This window comes from Psychroserpens sp., assembly GCF_047633235.1.
GTDB lineage: Bacteria > Bacteroidota > Bacteroidia > Flavobacteriales > Flavobacteriaceae > Psychroserpens.
Genome location: NZ_JBLIET010000020.1, coordinates 1 through 17,689, shown reverse-complemented (window position 1 = coordinate 17,689; position 17,689 = coordinate 1). Strand labels below are relative to the sequence as shown.

At 34.0% G+C, this 17,689-nt stretch carries 12 protein-coding genes; 2 read left to right on the top strand and 10 right to left on the bottom strand.

Translation table 11 applies throughout. The features are described 5' to 3' along the window. Positions 1-62: 62 nt before the first annotated feature. The 4 genes from ACJAZK_RS08165 to ACJAZK_RS08150 form a co-directional block, all read right to left on the bottom strand. The gene (locus ACJAZK_RS08165) at positions 63-647 is read right to left on the bottom strand and encodes a Crp/Fnr family transcriptional regulator (protein WP_415223504.1); all 585 of its coding nucleotides are present in this window, start codon (positions 645-647) and stop codon (positions 63-65) included. Between the two features lie 96 nt (positions 648-743). Then, complete coding sequence (locus tag ACJAZK_RS08160) at positions 744-4,202, bottom strand: pyruvate carboxylase (RefSeq protein ID WP_415223503.1); 3,459 nt, start codon at positions 4,200-4,202, stop codon at positions 744-746. 12 nt (positions 4,203-4,214) lie between these two features. Continuing rightward, positions 4,215-5,276 (bottom strand): hypothetical protein, encoded by a 1,062-nt coding sequence (locus ACJAZK_RS08155; protein ID WP_415223502.1) that lies wholly within the window; start codon positions 5,274-5,276, stop codon positions 4,215-4,217. A 221-nt stretch (positions 5,277-5,497) separates the two neighbouring features. Then, positions 5,498-6,445 (bottom strand): tRNA dihydrouridine synthase, encoded by a 948-nt coding sequence (locus ACJAZK_RS08150; protein ID WP_415223501.1) that lies wholly within the window; start codon positions 6,443-6,445, stop codon positions 5,498-5,500. A 432-nt stretch (positions 6,446-6,877) separates the two neighbouring features. Between ACJAZK_RS08150 and ACJAZK_RS08145 the strand changes: the two genes are divergently transcribed. Further along, complete coding sequence (locus ACJAZK_RS08145; protein WP_415223500.1) at positions 6,878-8,257, top strand: vanadium-dependent haloperoxidase; 1,380 nt, start codon at positions 6,878-6,880, stop codon at positions 8,255-8,257. Positions 8,258-8,427: 170 nt separating this feature from the next. Here the strand turns inward: ACJAZK_RS08145 and htpG are convergent, their stop codons facing one another. Beyond that, complete coding sequence (htpG, locus tag ACJAZK_RS08140) at positions 8,428-10,338, bottom strand: molecular chaperone HtpG (protein WP_415223499.1); 1,911 nt, start codon at positions 10,336-10,338, stop codon at positions 8,428-8,430. Between the two features lie 253 nt (positions 10,339-10,591). Next, on the bottom strand, positions 10,592-13,045 hold the full coding sequence (locus ACJAZK_RS08135; protein WP_415223498.1) for an alpha/beta hydrolase family protein: 2,454 nt from the start codon (positions 13,043-13,045) through the stop codon (positions 10,592-10,594). 227 nt (positions 13,046-13,272) lie between these two features. Here ACJAZK_RS08135 and ACJAZK_RS08130 point away from each other — a divergent pair, with 227 nt between their 5' ends. Continuing rightward, on the top strand, positions 13,273-14,283 hold the full coding sequence (locus ACJAZK_RS08130; protein ID WP_415223497.1) for a 3-oxoacyl-ACP synthase III family protein: 1,011 nt from the start codon (positions 13,273-13,275) through the stop codon (positions 14,281-14,283). Between the two features lie 618 nt (positions 14,284-14,901). On the opposite strand, the gene ACJAZK_RS08125 is transcribed toward ACJAZK_RS08130, so the two are convergent. From ACJAZK_RS08125 to ACJAZK_RS08110, 4 genes are all read right to left on the bottom strand, one after another. Next, a complete protein-coding gene (locus tag ACJAZK_RS08125; protein WP_415223496.1) occupies positions 14,902-15,363 on the bottom strand; it encodes a hypothetical protein in 462 nt (153 codons plus the stop codon). Positions 15,364-15,365: 2 nt separating this feature from the next. Further along, complete coding sequence (locus ACJAZK_RS08120; protein ID WP_415223546.1) at positions 15,366-15,671, bottom strand: DUF6973 domain-containing protein; 306 nt, start codon at positions 15,669-15,671, stop codon at positions 15,366-15,368. A gap of 33 nt (positions 15,672-15,704) precedes the next feature. Further along, on the bottom strand, positions 15,705-16,052 hold the full coding sequence (locus ACJAZK_RS08115) for a hypothetical protein (RefSeq protein ID WP_415223495.1): 348 nt from the start codon (positions 16,050-16,052) through the stop codon (positions 15,705-15,707). A 249-nt stretch (positions 16,053-16,301) separates the two neighbouring features. Further along, positions 16,302-17,689: hypothetical protein (locus tag ACJAZK_RS08110; RefSeq protein ID WP_415223494.1), on the bottom strand; the 1,388-nt coding region annotated here is incomplete at its 5' end.

Genomic DNA, 17,689 nt, shown 5'->3' with positions numbered 1-17,689 from the left:
TTTTTTATTAAAGCAAATATATGTTGATTTATTGTAGTTAAAATTGATGTATGGTAATTAATCTAGTGCTTAGCTATGTCTTTTCGTACTCTACTTAAACTCTCTGTGGTAATCCCTAAATAGGAAGCGATGTGATAGTTTTTTATGCTTTTTTCAATATTTGGAAAGTCTTTAATGAAATTGAAATATCGTTGAGAGGCAGGCTGTGATAAGTTTCTTAAAATTCGTTTTTGAGAAGCGGCCTTACCATTCTCTAATTTCTTTCTTATGAACGTTTCTATCGCAGGAATTTGGCTAAATAGGTGTTCTCTATCATCTTTGGAAAGCTTATATATGGTAGCATCACGCAGTACTTCAAGATCTACTATCGCTTTAGATTCTGTAAAAAAAGCAGTAAAATCAGTTATCCACCAGCCTTTGATTGCAAATTGAAGGGTGTGCTCTTTTCCATGAATATCAATATGGAAAGCTCGTAGACAACCCTGTAAAACAAAATACATATCTTTAACAGTGTCACCCGCTTTAATGATTTTAATTCCTTTTTTTAAATATATTTTAAACATGACCGATTCAATGATCTCTATTTCCGCTTCGGAAAATGAAAGATCTTTAAAAACATCGCTAATTTTAGAATTATCGGAATGCATTAGAATTTGATTGGTTGGCTGTATTAAAACCCTAATATTTATACCTTTCTAAGGTACATAATATTTGCCTCTATTATGGAGTAACAAAAATTATTATTATAAACGTTCTATAGTGAGCACCAAATCATCTTGTTTAACCATTTTACCTTCCTTTAAAGTTATAGATTTTACTTTTCCTGTTTTAGAAGCGGTAACAGTGGTTTCCATTTTCATAGCTTCAATTATAAATAGAGGGTCATTTTCCTTAATGGCCTGTCCTTTTTTTACTAAGACTTTGTAAAGCGATCCTTGTAAAGGTGCGCCAATTTGATCAGGATCTGAGGTGTCTATTTTAGTGTTTTCTTCGAGTTTAATATTTAATGACTTATCTAATATATCAACAAATCTATTTTCGCCATTAACTTTGAAAAACACAGTTCGTACGCCTTCATCATTAGGTATTCCAACCGATAGTAATTTAATTATGACTGTTTTTCCTGGTTCTAATTCTATTAAAATTTCTTCTCTAAGCTTCATGCCATAAAAGAAATTTTTACTTGGAATCAACGTTAGATTTCCATACTTTTTATAGTTTTCATGGGCTTGTTCAAAAACTTTTGGATACAAAGTATAGGATAAGAAATCTTCCATTTCAATATCACGCGTGAACCCTTTTTGGAACTTTTTTTGGAACGCTTTAAACTCAACATCAAAGTCTATAGGCTCTAAATGTGCATTCGGTCTATTGGTGTACGGTTTCTTATTTTTTAGAATTATTTTTTGAATTTTCTTCGGAAATCCACCATAAGGTTGACCTAAGTCTCCTAAAAAGAAACTAATAACAGATTCTGGAAAAGAAATGTCCTTACCGCGCTCTAAAACATCTTGTGTCGTTAAATTATTCGTGACCATGAAAATGGCCATGTCTCCAACAACTTTAGAACTCGGAGTTACTTTTATTAAGTTGCCAAAGAGCACATTAACTTCTGCATACATGGTTTTAACCTCTGCAAAACGATCTCCTAACCCTAGTGCTATGGCTTGAGGACGTAGATTAGAATATTGTCCGCCAGGGATTTCATGTTGGTAAACCTCTGCTGTTCCTGCTTTTAATCCAGATTCAAAAGGATAGTATAACTCCCTTGTGTCTTCCCAGTAATTTGAAAACTCATTTAAGGTTTTCATATCAAATTCATGAGCGCGAGATTGATTTTTCATCATTTCTACAACTGAATTGAAATTGGGTTGGGACGTTAAACCAGACAAACCGCCTAAGGCGACATCTACAACATCAACACCTGCTTCTATAGCTTTTAAATAGGTCGTTGTTTGGAGTGATGAGGTATCGTGAGTATGCAAATGAATAGGCAATTTGACAGTGTCTTGTAAAGCTAAAATTAACTCTGTTGCAGCATATGGTTTTAATAGGCCTGCCATATCCTTGATGGCAATCATATGTGCGCCAGCATTTTCTAAATCTTTTGCTAGTTGTGTGTAATATTTTAGAGTGTATTTTGTTTCATTGACATCTAGAATGTCTCCAGTATAACTTAAAGCAGCTTCTGCAATACCGCCAGTTTTATTTCGAACATAGCTAATACTTGGTTCCATGGCTTTTACCCAGTTTAAGGAGTCAAAAATTCTAAAGATATCCACACCATTTTCCCACGATTTTTCCACAAATTTTTCGATGAGATTATCTGGATATGCTTTGTATCCAACACCATTAGAGCCACGCAATAACATTTGGAATAGTATATTAGGGACTGCTTTACGTAATTCTCTTAATCGGGTCCATGGGCTTTCATGTAAAAATCTTAGGCACACATCAAAAGTAGCGCCTCCCCAAACTTCCATACTAAAAGTATTGGGATGGTTTTTAGCAAAACTTTCGGCGACTTTTAGCATATCAAAAGTTCGCATTCGTGTGGCCAGTAATGATTGATGCGCATCTCGCATTGTTGTGTCTGTGTAGTGAATTTTTTTCTCATCTTTTAACCAAGCACAAAACTTCTCCGGACCCATTTGGGTGAGTCTGTCTTTTGTGCCTTTAGGATACGCTTCAGATGTGCTAAATTTTGGAACCTTAGCAGTTCTAAACACTTTGTTGTTGTCAATATGCTTGACATCTGAGTTGCCGTTCACTATAGCTTCAGCTAAAAAATTCACCACTTTAGACGTTCGGTCTTGTGGGAGTTTGATATCGAATAGAGCTGGCGTGTTTTGAATGAAGTTTACCGTCACCTTTCCTTCTTTAAAGGTGTCATGCTGAATCACATTTTGTAAAAAATGGATATTCGTTTTAACACCTCTAATTCTAAATTCTTTTAAGGCTCTCACCATTTTACGAATAGCACCATCTAAAGTTCTACCATGCGAAGAGACTTTAACGAGCATGGAATCAAAAAACGGACTCACTTGGTAACCTTGATAAATACTTCCGGCATCTAAACGAATACCCATTCCTGATGCACTTCTATAGGTTGTGATATTTCCATAGTCTGGTGTAAAGTTATTTGCTGGATCCTCTGTGGTCAAACGGCACTGCAGAGCAAAACCATAAGTTGCAATAGAGTCTTGGTCGTATATTTTAATTTGTTTACTATCGAGTCTGTAATTTCCTGCGACAAAAATTTGAGTTTTAACAAGATCAATTCCCGTCACCATTTCTGTTACGGTGTGTTCCACTTGAATTCGTGGGTTAACCTCAATAAAATAAATATTATCTTCTGTATCAACTAAAAACTCTACGGTACCAATATTATTATAATTGACTTCTGTCGCGATATTAACCGCGTATGTATATAAATTTTGTTTTACCTTGTCTTTGATATTAAAAGAAGGTGCAATTTCTACTACTTTTTGATGGCGACGTTGAACAGAACAATCCCGTTCATGTAAATGTCTAATAGTACCATGATTATCTGCAACAATTTGAACCTCTATGTGTTTTGGGTTTTCAACATATTTCTCTAAAAACATAGTGTCATCGCCAAAAGCATTAAGAGCTTCGTTTCTAGCGGAATCAAAATGGAGTTCTAAATCTTTACCCTGTCTTATAATTCGCATTCCGCGTCCTCCTCCTCCAGAAGCTGCTTTTAGCATTAAAGGATAACCAATGGAAACCGCCTCAGAAAGCGCAACTTTTAGTGAAGTTAATTTCTTTTTGTTACTTTCAATAATGGGAACATTACATTTAACAGCTACTTTTTTTGCTGTGATTTTATCTCCCAAAGCATCCATTACTTCAGGACTAGGACCAATGAAAATAATACCGTTAGCAGCACACTGTCGAGCAAATTCTGAATTTTCAGAGAGGAATCCATAACCAGGATGGATGGCATCAACCTTTTTAGATTTTGCTAAATCAATGATTTGATGAATATCTAAATAAGGTCTTAATGGTTGGTTATCTTCTCCTATCTGGTAAGATTCATCGGCTTTATTTCTATGCTGAGAATAGCGATCTTCATAGGTGTAAATGGCTACAGTTGTTAAATTTAATTCTGCACATGCTCTTAAAACACGAATAGCTATTTCGCCTCTGTTGGCAACAAGAACCTTTTTTATTTTCATTTTGATAGGGTATTATTTTATGATATATGGATTTTCGTTTTTGTAATTTCTGATAATAAAGTTTAATGTAGAATCTAATATTTCGCCCATGTTTTTTGAGCGTTTAAATTGAATATCACCAGTAAGGTCAAACAATCCAGTTCTTAATTGTTTAATTTTTTCTTTTGAAGAGATTTGATCTGCTTTCATACAGGTAATTAAATCATGTAAACGTTCGTGTTCACTTGTCGCTCGTTTCGCCAAAAGAGACCGTTCTTCTTTTTCGTATTGCTCTATAGATTCTTTTGCTAAAACCTCTAAAGATAATTTAACTAAATCATTGTTTTCTTTTAAAAATTGTGGCTTATATACTTTTGGATTGCCCTCATAGCTTTGTTGGTCAAAATCGACTGCACGAATACGATATTGTTTACGGTCAAAATCATGAGTAATTACTATAACATAGTTGTAAGAGCGCATATCTGCTAAGAGCCTTACAAAACAACGTTCGTTAAATTTAACGAACTCTTTTGCTAAAGCCCGTTTATCTTGTTCTGAAATCTCACTGAGGTGTTCACTAATATATGTGTCTCCTGGAATACCAGAAATATGCTCTTCAATCAAGGTGTCTTTATAGACTAAAAAATTAATATGGTTTGGAGACAGTATATGCTCTAGTTCTAAACCGTAAATACGTGAAGCATCTGCTTTTTTAATATATAAAAAAATATAATTGTCATTTAAGATATTTCTAACTTTAACTCGAAAAGGTTTTGTGTTTCCGAAGGTGCAAAAATCAATACTATCAATATTTAAATAAGGTAGTATGGTCGCACTACCATCAGAATGTAATATGGAATACACTTGTTTTAAACTGAGTTTGATTTCTTCGCTTTCATGCTCAGCAAAAAAGCAGCTTACCCAAAGTGTATCATTATCGTTATCATCAAAAATTTCTACTGCGCCTTGAAACCGAAGTAAGTCGTCATAAAAAATCGGGATTTTAATATTTCTACCTTGAGCCGTGAGATATGTTGATAGCGCATCGGATATGGGATAAGCAGGTTTTTTCTTTGAAATGAGTTTTTCGTTCATAATAAACTTCTATAGCGTATAAGGTAAATTTAAAATTAGAAATTACAAAGCCTACGTTTAAAAATTACAGAGGTTTAAAAAATTACGGAAATATAGATTTTAGAATATGATTTTTACTGTGATTTTAATTTTGAGCTTGCTAGTAGCGTTTAAATTGTTAGCTACAGGATTAAGCATTAAGCGCACTCTAATGATGATGTATTGTTTAAGATTAGGAGGTTTTATTCCTCAGTATTTAAAATTTCTCTTACAGCTTGTTTGTACTTAACTGGATTCGTTGCTTTTTTTATTTTTTTGTAAGTTTTTTGAGGATTCGAAAAAGAACGAGAAAAATATTCCCAAAAGCCTAACATTTTCATTTTTATTGGTGTTGGCCCAGATAATGCAGCATCGTATTGTTCGTATATTTCGTTGTGAAAAGATTCAAACAACTCCCAGCGATTTTTAGGATACTCTATAGTGTCGTTTTTTATCATACTAGGTAAAAAAGGATCAGCAATTAAACCACGACCAATCATGAAATGGTCAATACTTGGGAAACGCTCTTGCATTTTTTTAAACTCTGCTAAAGACGTAATGTCTCCATTGTAATACAGTTTATGTTTGGCTACATCTATACATTTTTGAAATGCTTCCAAATCTACACCTCCTTTATATAGTTGCTTTCCAATACGTGCATGGATGGCTACGTTTTTAAGTGGATATTTATCTAAAATAGGAAAGGTATGTAATATTTCTTCGCTGTTTTCGTAACCCATCCTCATTTTCATAGAAACCAAAATATCAGTTTCGTTATGTGCACGATGCAAAATGTCGTCTATTTTATTGGGGTCACAAATTAAGCCAGATCCCATTCCGCGATTGGTGACCATCGGGTAGGGACAACCTAAATTCCAGTTGAGCTCTTTATAGCCAAATTGCTGTACGTATTTGGCAACAAATAAAAACTCGTCTGCATCATTAGTGATAACTTGTGGTATGACTTCTAAAGTGGTATTGTTTTCAGGTAATAAATCCCGCTCATAGGAAGATTTTACTTTTAGTTTTCCATTTAAACGAATGTATGGCGCATAAAATGTATCTATACCACCAAAATATTTGTGTTGTGCGTTCCTAAAACGGTAATCGGTAAATCCCTGTAAAGGTGAAGATAAAAGTGTAAAACTCATAATGTATACTTATCGCAAATATAAGCTAATTGTTTTTTGTTTTGGGAGGGTTATTTTTGATTTTATTAAGTGCGTTTTTATAAAAACCGTTTCAATATGTTGTCATGAAAGGAAGCAGATTAGTTGATGTTCCCACAAAATTAAGTTATAAAAATCACCTTGAATGAGCCAACATGTTTTAGTGTATTGTGAGATTCTAAAATACGCGCAGTATAATCAATACTTTTGGCATTTTACAATTGTGTAATATCCAGTATTTCTTGTTTTGATTAGAAAAACAGGAAAACTATTATGTTTTTTTAAAAATTAATTTAACTTGGTCTCAATATGTAGTGTGTAATTTAACTCGATTTAAGAGTTGAGCTTATGTAGGATACAGTACGTATTTTTTTTAATTAAAAGATGCTTTTTGTTTAAAGTAAATTCAATGCTATGACAACTTCAAATTTAAAATGGATACTAGGATTAGTATTTGCTTTAGTTGTATTTGAATCCTGTGAGACGGATGATGATCAATTTAATACTGTTCTAAATGAATCCATAGTCTCTGATGAAACAACGCAACTTATAGTTGAATGGAATGGATTATTTTTAAAACTAGATCGGTATACTTTTGGAATGAGACCAAATGCAACAGCTAGAGCATTGGCATATATGCATCTTGCAGCTTATGAAACTGTAGTTGACGATATGACAGATTTCACTTCTAATACGTCACGATTGCAAACCTTAACTATTGACAGTACTCAACGTGCAAATAGTATTGATCTAAATATTGCATTAAATACATGTTATGCCCAAGTTGTAAATCACTTTATGTACAGCACAACAAGTGAGGTTGATGGAGAAATAGACGTGTTTAAAGCTATGAAAGAGAATGCTTTGGCAGTAAACATGTCAACTGAACTTTTGGAGGATTCTCAACAATGGGGAAGCTATGTGGCTCAGCAAGTTATCGCTTATAGTCAGACTGATATTGAAGGAGAATCACAAATATTAGAACCTCAACCAATATCTTATGAGCCTCCAGTTGGCGAAGGTTTTTGGACGTATAGTGCTGATCCAGAAAGAGCATTGTTTCCGTATTGGGAATCAGTACGCACTTTTGTAATCACCGCTGATGAGACATCTAGTAACGCGCCAATGGCGTACAGTGAAGATTTAAATAGTGACTATTTTGCACAGATGATTGAGGTCTATTCTCTAAATAATACAGCGAAATTCGAGGATAATGAAGATTTATGGATTGCTGAATATTGGTCAGACGATGTTGAAGGTCTTATGATGAGTCCGCCAGGTAGGCAAATTTCAATAGCCAATCAATTAATTATTCAACACGATTTAAATCATGAAACATCTTTAGTCCTATTACTTAAACTGGGATTTGCACTTAATGATGCAGCAGTATCTACTTGGGCAGATAAATATAACTATATGGTTATGCGGCCAAATACATATATACAGGAATTTATAGATGCCGATTATGAAACTAACCTCTATAGGTTTATCAACTGGCCAAATCCATCATTTCCAAGTTATCCCTCTGGGCATTCCTCTTTTGTTTCGGCAGCAGGAGGTGTTTTTATCAACACTTTTGGTAATGATATAAATTTTACTGACCGCTCTCACGATGGTAGAACTGAATTTAGAGGAACACCAAGACAGTTTAATTCTATTAGTGACATGGTAGAAGAGGCTGCGTTTTCTAGAGTCCCTCTTGGTGTGCATATGCGCATAGACTGCTCAGAGGGCATGCGATTAGGTTATGAAATCTCAGAAGCCGTGAATAATTTTGATTTATCCATTAACTAAAACAAAAAAACCACTTTGAATTAACAAAGTGGTTTTAAACTAATATTTCCGAAGAAATAAGTATTAATATGTAGCGCTTCAACTTGCACTTCTTGAGCTTTACTCAATACGTTCAATGACAATATATATTCATTTTAGTCTTGCTCAGTGTGACACTTCGAATGAGAATCTTACTTAATCATCTCATAACTACGCTTAACAAAGTTAGTGAGTTCTTCACCTTTTAATAAGCCTTGAGACAAACGCGCCAAGTCTAAACTTTGAGTAATCAGACGTTCTTGCTTTTTCTTAGTCTTGGTGTTTAGAATTTCACTAACCAACTCAGAGTTCGTGTTTACGATTAGATTGTACATCTCTGGCATATTACCAAACATGTTCATACCGCCTCCGCCAGTTTGTTGCATCTCTTTCATACGACGCATAAATTCTGGTTGGGTGATAATAAACGGTGACGCATCACTATCCATAGCTTCTAACTGTACAGCGAATTTCTCTGAAGGAATTGTTTCTTTTAATAAGGTTTCTAAAGTCGTTTTCTCTTCTTCGGAAAGTTTAGAAATTGCAACCTCGTCCTTTTTGATTAAATTATCAATATGATCTCCATCCACACGTACAAAAGAAATATTTTCTTTTGATGATTCTAATTTCTGAATCAAGTGCGGTACAATTGGAGTATCTAGCATTAATACTTCATAACCTTTCGCTTTTGCAGACTCAATATACGAGTGTTGCGTATCCTTATTAGAAGCATACAAAATAACAAGCTTGCCATCCTTATCGGTTTGATTCGCTTTAGTTTTATTGAATAGTTCCTCGTACGTAAAGAATTTACCATCGACGGTTGGATATAATGCAAAAGCATCTGCTTTTTCAAAGAATTTATCTTCAGAAAGCATTCCGTATTCAATCACAATTTTGATATCATCCCATTTCTGCTCGAAATCTTCACGGTTAGAGTTAAATAACGATTTTAATTTATCGGCAACTTTACGTGTGATATAAGACGAAATTTTCTTTACAGCACCATCGGCTTGTAAATATGAGCGTGATACGTTTAATGGAATATCTGGAGAATCAATCACACCTCTTAACATGGTTAAGAATTCTGGTACAATCCCTTCTACGTTATCTGTAACGTACACTTGGTTTTGATACAATTGGATTTTGTCCTTTTGCATATTCATATCGTTTGTCATTTTAGGGAAATATAAAATCCCTGTCAAATTAAACGGATAATCTACATTTAAGTGAATATGAAATAAAGGCTCTTCAAATTGTGCAGGATATAATTCTCTGTAGAAACTTTTATAAGCAGCATCATCTAAATCTGCTGGTTGTTTTGTCCACGCAGGATTTGGATTATTAATAATATCATCTACAGTAATTTTTTTGTGAGGCTCAGTTGTTTCTTTTCCTTCTTTATCTGTCGTTGTCGCTGGTGTAAATTCAGGATCATTTACTTCTTTTGTTCCAAACTTAATTGGAATAGGCATAAACTTATTATACTTAGATAATAATTCGCTAATGCGATTCTCTTCTAAAAACTCAGTAGAATCTTCAGCAATATGAAGAATAATTTCAGAGCCTCTTTCCGTTCTGTCAGATGCTTCTAAAGTGAATTCAGGTGAACCGTCGCAAGTCCAGTGTGCCGCTGGTTCGTCCGTATGTGATTTTGTAATGATCTCCACTTTTTCTGCAACCATAAAGGCAGAGTAGAATCCTAGTCCGAAATGACCGATAATCCCAGAATCCTTTGCAGCATCTTTGTACTTGTCTAAAAATTCTTCAGCTCCAGAGAAGGCTACTTGATTGATGTATTTTTCAACCTCTTCAGCACTCATCCCTAAACCTTGATCGATAATATGAAGCTTCTTCCCTTCTTTATCAATTTTAACTTCAATTATTGGATTTCCGTATTCGCTTTTAGAATCGCCAACACTTGCTAAATGCTTTAACTTAAGTGTTGCATCTGTTGCATTACTTATCAACTCACGTAAAAAGATCTCGTGATCGCTGTATAAGAACTTTTTAATTAACGGAAAGATATTCTCTACCGATACATTAATACTTCCTTTTGTCATATTTAATTTTATTAAATGTCCCCACGAATGTAGGAATCTGTTAATATTTAGATTTATATTCTACATATGGACTAGTCAAATAAAATACCAATAGCTGATTTGTGACAAGATGACATAAAAAGGTAGAGTTTTAATTGTTGTAAATCTGTCAGTTCGAGCGCGATCGAGAACGTTGAATATCGAATAGCAACGTATTTCGATTACACTTAACGTGACAGTTTTTTTTAGTGATAGGTTTTAAGAACTATTTTTTTTAATCTTTTATAGTCTCTGCGTTTTCAATGACCTCCTCTTTCTTAACACGATTCTTAACGTGCTTATCTAACCATTGGTCTTGTTCCCAAAGCATGTGCATAATAGATTCTTTAGCTCTATAACCATGACTCTCTTTTGGTAACATGACCAGCCTTACAGGTGCTCCTAAACCTTTTAGGGCGTTAAAATAACGCTCACTCTGTAAGGGATAGGTGCCCGAATTATTATCGGCAACACCATGAATTAAAAGTAACGGTGTTTTCATCTTATCGGCATGCATAAAAGGCGACATGTTATAGTAAATTTCTGGAGCTTCCCAATAACTGCGTTCTTCACTTTGAAAGCCAAAAGGTGTCAACGTTCTATTATAGGCACCACTTCTCGCAATACCTGCCGCGAATAAATTAGAATGTGATAATAAATTGGCTGTCATAAATGCGCCATAACTATGACCTCCAACTGCGACTTTGTTTCTATCGATATAGCCAAGGTTATCAACCGCGTCAATTGCAGCTTTACCGTTGGCGACTAATTGTGTTCTAAAAGAGTCATTTGGCTCTTTGCTACCTTCTCCTACAATTGGAAAAGCCGCGTCGTCTAAAACAACATAGCCTTTAGTTACCCAATAAATTGGTGAGCCCCAATAGGGGTAAACAAATTCGTTTGGGTTTGCTGTACTCTGAGAAGCACTCGCTTTATCTTTAAATTCACGAGGATAAGCCCATAAAATCATCGGGTATTTTTCTCCTTGTTTATAATTCAATGGTAGGTAAAGTGTGCCTTCTAAATCTAAGCCGTCGTCACGTTTGTAGTTGATGATACGCTTATCCACATTCTCAAGACTTTTAAACGGGTTTTCAAAAGCAGTGATTGCTTTTAAATCATTTTTATTATTAATATTATTAATATTTCTAATATAATAATTAGGGTATTCTTTCTGAGACTCAATACGAACAAGGATGTCCCCTTTTTTCATGTCGATAGCAGCGTTTAAGCTTTCGAGCTTATCTGTATATTCTGATTGATATAAACGCTCTGTATTACCGCTTTTTACACTATAAGCGTCAATAAAAGGAAACTGACCTTCTTTAGAATAACCATCTCCCATTAAATAGAGTTTGTCATCATTCATGGTTAAAGTGCTTTGACCATATTCGTTTTTAGAGCTTACAAAATTACCTGGGTCACTATACACATCTTGGTAATTACGGTCTGAGATTATTTTAGAGGTTGCATTAGATGGGTCAAAAAGGTAGGTTTTTGTGTTTCTGGTATTCCACCAATAGTCATAAGCTACAGCAGTATTGTCATTTCCCCATTCAACACCAGTAAACCGTTGTTTCGTCTTTAAGAGGAGTTTGGGTTGACCATTAAAAGGTGCTGTTATTTCGTAAAGTGCATCTCGGTAATCAGCTTCAACTTCTGGATCACCTTTGTCCAGTGCTTCAGACCAAACTAAAGTAGCTGGTTTATCTCCTCTCCAGGTCATATTGCGTTTGCCTATTCTGGTGGACATAAATCCTTTAGGTCTAACTTCATCTAAACCGACCTCATTTACGATTTTAATTTTATTCCCTAGGGCATCGTACATGATACTTTCACTTGGAAATCTTGTATAAGTGACTAAATATGAAAACGGTCGCTTTGCCTTAGTGACCATAATATAATTGCCATCTGGCGAAAAACTAATGTCACGATACATGTCTGCTCCTAAGAAGTCTTCAATAGTGCCATCAATAGATACTTTTTTAATTTCTGAACGGGCGAGTTGTTCAAAATTAAATTCATCATTGGGTGTTTTTAATAAATCTTGATAGGTTCTGTTTTGTGCTTTTTCACCATCACTAACAGAAATTGTTGGACCAGTAGGTACAGCTACTGCAGTATCAATTAATGGTTGTCTATCACTTGGTAGCATTTTTATGAGTAGGTTTTTATTGTCTTTGAACCAATTAATAGTACTTCCCATATTTGCATTAACAGTAGCTAAGGTCAATTTTGTGACTTTTGCCTCTGAGATATTTAAGACCCATACTTCAACACCTTTTGTTGTCGTGTTAAGACAGGCAATCATAGATTCGTCTGGTGACCAACTAAAGCCAGATAGTCTTGCATTTTTAGGTAATCCAGAAACTTGATCGGCCTCTTTATCATCAATATTTTTGACTTTTAGGTTGGTGTAATAGTTTGTTCTACTGCCAATGTTTGTTACTGGATTTATGCGCAATCCAGCGAGTCGAAGTTCCGTTTCAGAAAGCTCAGCAATAGATTTATACTGATTACGGTAAAGCAATACTACGTTTTTTCCTTTGCTATCAATTTGCACACCTGGCGCCAAGTCCACATCAGCTAATTCTAAAATCTCTTCTGAAGGTTGCTGGTAGGTTAAGGGTTGCTGAGCATAACTATTTAGGAATATTAAAAATGCAAATAATTGGAGGAATGTTTTCATAATTGATTCATAATGGTTTAGTGGCTTCAAGATACTTAAAAATGAAACTGAAAAATGGGATGGAGTCGTTAAAATTATAAATAGTCTTATGCGTGCATAATTAATGTTATCACAACTAAATCTTTGCTAGCTCTTAAAATGGTAAATTTGGTCTAGATAAAACGCTAATTAGATTTCTGATGTTATCCTTAGCGCAGCCGAAAGGCGAAAACGAAAACAAAATTACTATGTACAATTCCAAGATTATAGGTTTGGGACATTACGTTCCAGATAATGTGGTGACCAATGCTGATTTATCCAAAATGATGGATACAAATGATGAATGGATTCAAGAACGAACAGGTATAAAAGAGCGTCGTTGGGCGGTAAAAGGATCTGGCGATACTACTGCGACAATGGGAGTGAAAGCTGCTAAAATTGCCATTGAACGTTCTGGACTTGATAAAGATGATATTGATTTTATAGTGTTTGCAACCTTAAGTCCTGATATGTATTTTCCTGGGCCAGGAGTTCAAGTGCAACATGCTTTAGATATTAAAACTGTTGGTGCTTTAGATATTAGAAACCAATGTTCTGGATTTGTCTATGCGATTGCTGTGGCAGATAATTTTATTAAAACAGGGATGTACAAAAACATACTTGTGATTGGTAGTGAATTACATTCTCATGGATTGGATAAAACAACGCGCGGACGAGGTGTAACCGTGATTTTTGGGGATGGAGCAGGCGCTGCGGTTTTAACAAGAGAAGAAGATACGAGTAAAGGGATTTTATCAACACACTTGCATTCTCAGGGTGAACACGCTGAAGAGTTGGTGTTAATTGCACCAGGAATGGGTAAGCGTTGGGTCAGCGATATTATTGCAGATAATGATCCTAATGACGAAAGTTATTTCCCTCATATGAATGGACAGTTTGTGTTTAAAAATGCAGTGGTTCGTTTTAGTGAAGTGATTATGGAAGGTTTGATGAAAAATAACCTTGAGGTTGATGATATAGATATGTTGATACCACATCAAGCCAATTTACGAATTGCACAATTTATTCAACGCAAGTTCAAATTAGAAGATAACCAGGTTTTTAATAACATCCAAAAATATGGTAATACGACTGCGGCATCAATTCCAATTGCTTTAACCGAAGCATGGGAAGAAGGCAAAGTTAAAGAAGGCGATACGGTTGTATTGGCTGCTTTTGGTAGTGGATTTACTTGGGGAAGTGTGATTATTAAGTGGTAAATAAACTGCTTTGAAGAAAGGGATCTCATAATCGGTACTCAATTAAATCGCAGTTATGAGAGACATAATAAATATGTTTATTAAATTGTTGGTGGAAAACACCAACAATGGCTAAGTGTGATCATGAAGTGGTAACACATAGTCCTGCGAAGGCAGGAAATCGAAGATTCAGCGAAGCTAATCTAATGGTCAGGAAGCATTAACATTGGTTTCATCAGAAAACATTACATATACATGTTTAAAATTGTTGGTGAAAAACACCAATAAAAGTATCTGATTTAAAGCTTGAAAATAATTGAAACTCTTTTTAAAACTATTGATTTACTCTTAATATTTGAAATTGTATTAGGTGTTGTGAACTTATATTTTTCTTAGGAAGGGACAGTCTTTCTTGGAATTAAAATGAGTACTGTAACTAGTTCATTAATCCAGTTTTTTAGTATGCAATTGATATTATTAGTAGAGGCTTACCATTTTATATTCGTGAAGCCTGGATTGGTATTGTTTTGACTCTTCTTAATATTTCGATACAGTCTTTTATAATTATTCAGCTTTATAAAATATTAAAAAAATCTAAAATAAAACCTCCCAAAGATTGAACATTGGGAGGTTTTGCTATTATTCAATCACCGTATCATATGTGAATTTTTGTACGATACTATCTTTTATATGTAATTTTAATGTTGTAATCTTGAAATCCAAAGCAGTCTGACCGATTAATTCATAAATTATTATATTTTTATCAGAATCTAATTCTTTAGGTTCTCCAAAAACTTCGCGGATTTCACCAAAATTTTTACCAATTAAATAATTGGATTTTAATAGATCATCAATCATTTTGTGTCTCTCTGAGATATTATTTATCCATACAGTTTTATCAAAGTTGTCTTGAGGCATTTTGGTAATAAAATAACTTAAACTCAGAGCATAGATAGTAAAGGATAAGACACCAATTAATCCAGATATAACATATAAGTGCTTTTTTCTTGACTTAAAAAATGAAAGTTTACCTAAGCCCCATTTTGCTATAAAAACAATTATGATAATTATAAATAGTAGTATAAAAATTCTTAAAAGCATAATTATAAATTTGTTTGAACCAAGTTTCCTGAAGAATTAATATATTTTAAAACTCCGTCGTTTACAGCTTCAAGTACTTCATCTGATAAAACCTCATCTAAAACGTTTGTATTCCAATGAGGAGTGCCAATTATTCTCCCTTTATGATTATTATAAAAATCCATGGTCACTGAAAGGCCACTTTGTCCCCATTCATGGGCATCTGCAAAAACTTTCATAATTCCAGATCCAAAATCTGCAGTACCCATTGCGTTCCAATAAGCGTGTCTAAAGGCATCAGCTTTCCCGTCTCCACTATTGTTTCGTATGTGTTGTTGCTGTTTGGATTATAAAATTCATGGTTATTGTTTCTTTGTTTTTAGAGAATCTATTTTAGTTGAGTCAATCTTCACTTTTATTTTAGGTTTGAATTTTTTGAATATTAATTTTCTAATGGAATCAAATTCCTCTATAGAATTTACGTGATAGGCATTATTTGGATTAATAGAATCATTAAATTCAAATTTGCCTCCACTTTTTTTAATATACTGCTCCATTTTCAAGGCAATTATTAACTTTTTTGAGTCGTATTTTTTTAAGAAGAAAGAATCCAAATGTGTTTTGATTTTTTCTTTTTTTACGGAACCTACTAGAGCCTTATAGGTCTCTATAACTATAGTATCATTTTTTGTTATCTGATCATTCTCCATTTTATTGAGATTAAGATTAGATTCAATGACTTTTAAAGTTTTATGTTTTTTGAATTCCTTTCCATTGTAGTTAATGGTTTTGCAACCTAAACATAAAAAATAAAAAAGGAACAATATCAAATTAGGCTTGAATTTCATAATAATTGAAAAGGATTATAGGTTTCTAAGATATCGAATATTTTCTATTTCCGATAAATTTCTTGAATAAAAACAAAAAAACTAAACTTTCGTTTTGGGATTATTCTGATATTAATCTTCAACCATGCCTCCTCCAGGTAAAGCATTACCGTTTTTATCTATTTGAAAATTATACTGAAAATCTTCAGAATATATCTCTCCATTTCCTAGAATGAAAACATATATTGTAGCTTCTCCAAGTAGATCAATATCTACTAAAGTTGGCATCATATATGGGTACCAACTTCCTTGATTCCACGTCGCTGCAAATGTCACTCCTGAAAGGTGTGAGGTGACGTCTAAAACGTCGTAAGTTCCTGCATCAGTATCTATCATTTGATCGACCTTTATACTAACGCTTGAAAGATAATCTAGCGAAAAACTTAATTTCGTAAATACTTTCCTAGGATCATCAATATCGACTTCTCTGTCTGTTTCTGCTTCTGCATTTTTAAAATTATTTATAAAATTTTGAAACTCTCCAAAAGAATCAAAATGAAGAGCATTATTTGAATTGACAGGATTATCTGGTGTTAAAGTCGCATTTGGATTGTTAATTAGAAAATTAATCCTAGCGACAGTATAATCAATATCACCTTGATTATAACCATCACTTTCAGTTTGATCAGCATTATTTAAATAAGCTGCAATAGCATTTAATTGCTCTTGCGTGGCAGTATTCATTAACCAATTAGCCTCGATAGAGCTTAGATCAACTTCTATGGCATTACTTATGGAGAGACCATGAGCAAATATAGTCACAGGTTGCCAAACAACCTTTATATATCCATCGTCATTACTGTTGCCATTATTATCACCACCTGCGCCACTGCCTCCAGAATTGTAAGGTGGAATATTTGTAGATGGATCATATAAATCTGAACCATAATAATTAATATATCCACCTTCTTCGGCGTCAATAAATGTTGGGGCATTTGCATGTGCAGTAACAATAGTTTCATCTCCTTGAATAAAACCACCTACGCCAAAAATATCACCACCTACCCAATCTAACATTTCACCTATCGTCCAACAATAACAGTCGTCATCATCACCAATTTCGGTTCTTTGAGTAACCCCATTTGTAGTATCAAAATCGACCTTAACTCCTTCAATATATTTGTATTTATATTCTAAATTTCCCTCTAAATTGAAAACTAAAACGTAGCCAGACAAAAGGTTTGGGTCGTTTGGCGAAGTGTATATAATAGCTACATATTTTGAGTCAACTACTCCTTCAACTTCTATGGAAGATAAAAATAATTTTATGTGACCATTAGTATTTAGAGTAATTGGTGTATAAAGTACATCTAATTGTTGTGGTATAGCCTGTGTTTCATCTTTATACTTCTTTGTCTCTGATTCATCCCATTTAATGGTCATTTGGGCTGCATCGTTTCTAAGGATTAATTCATTATTTTCATTAATTGCTATTTTATTATTTGTTTCAAAATATAATT

Bases quoted from the DNA above. Each gene is read 5' to 3' on its own strand.
- ACJAZK_RS08135 (WP_415223498.1), bottom strand. From the start codon at position 13,045: ATGAAAACATTCCTCCAATTATTTGCATTTTTAATATTCCTAAATAGT.
- ACJAZK_RS08130 (WP_415223497.1), top strand. From the start codon at position 13,273: ATGTACAATTCCAAGATTATAGGTTTGGGACATTACGTTCCAGATAAT.
- ACJAZK_RS08160 (WP_415223503.1), bottom strand. From the start codon at position 4,202: ATGAAAATAAAAAAGGTTCTTGTTGCCAACAGAGGCGAAATAGCTATT.
- ACJAZK_RS08125 (WP_415223496.1), bottom strand. From the start codon at position 15,363: ATGCTTTTAAGAATTTTTATACTACTATTTATAATTATCATAATTGTT.
- ACJAZK_RS08165 (WP_415223504.1), bottom strand. From the start codon at position 647: ATGCATTCCGATAATTCTAAAATTAGCGATGTTTTTAAAGATCTTTCA.
- ACJAZK_RS08145 (WP_415223500.1), top strand. From the start codon at position 6,878: ATGACAACTTCAAATTTAAAATGGATACTAGGATTAGTATTTGCTTTA.
- ACJAZK_RS08150 (WP_415223501.1), bottom strand. From the start codon at position 6,445: ATGAGTTTTACACTTTTATCTTCACCTTTACAGGGATTTACCGATTAC.
- htpG (WP_415223499.1), bottom strand. From the start codon at position 10,338: ATGACAAAAGGAAGTATTAATGTATCGGTAGAGAATATCTTTCCGTTA.
- ACJAZK_RS08115 (WP_415223495.1), bottom strand. From the start codon at position 16,052: ATGGAGAATGATCAGATAACAAAAAATGATACTATAGTTATAGAGACC.
- ACJAZK_RS08155 (WP_415223502.1), bottom strand. From the start codon at position 5,276: ATGAACGAAAAACTCATTTCAAAGAAAAAACCTGCTTATCCCATATCC.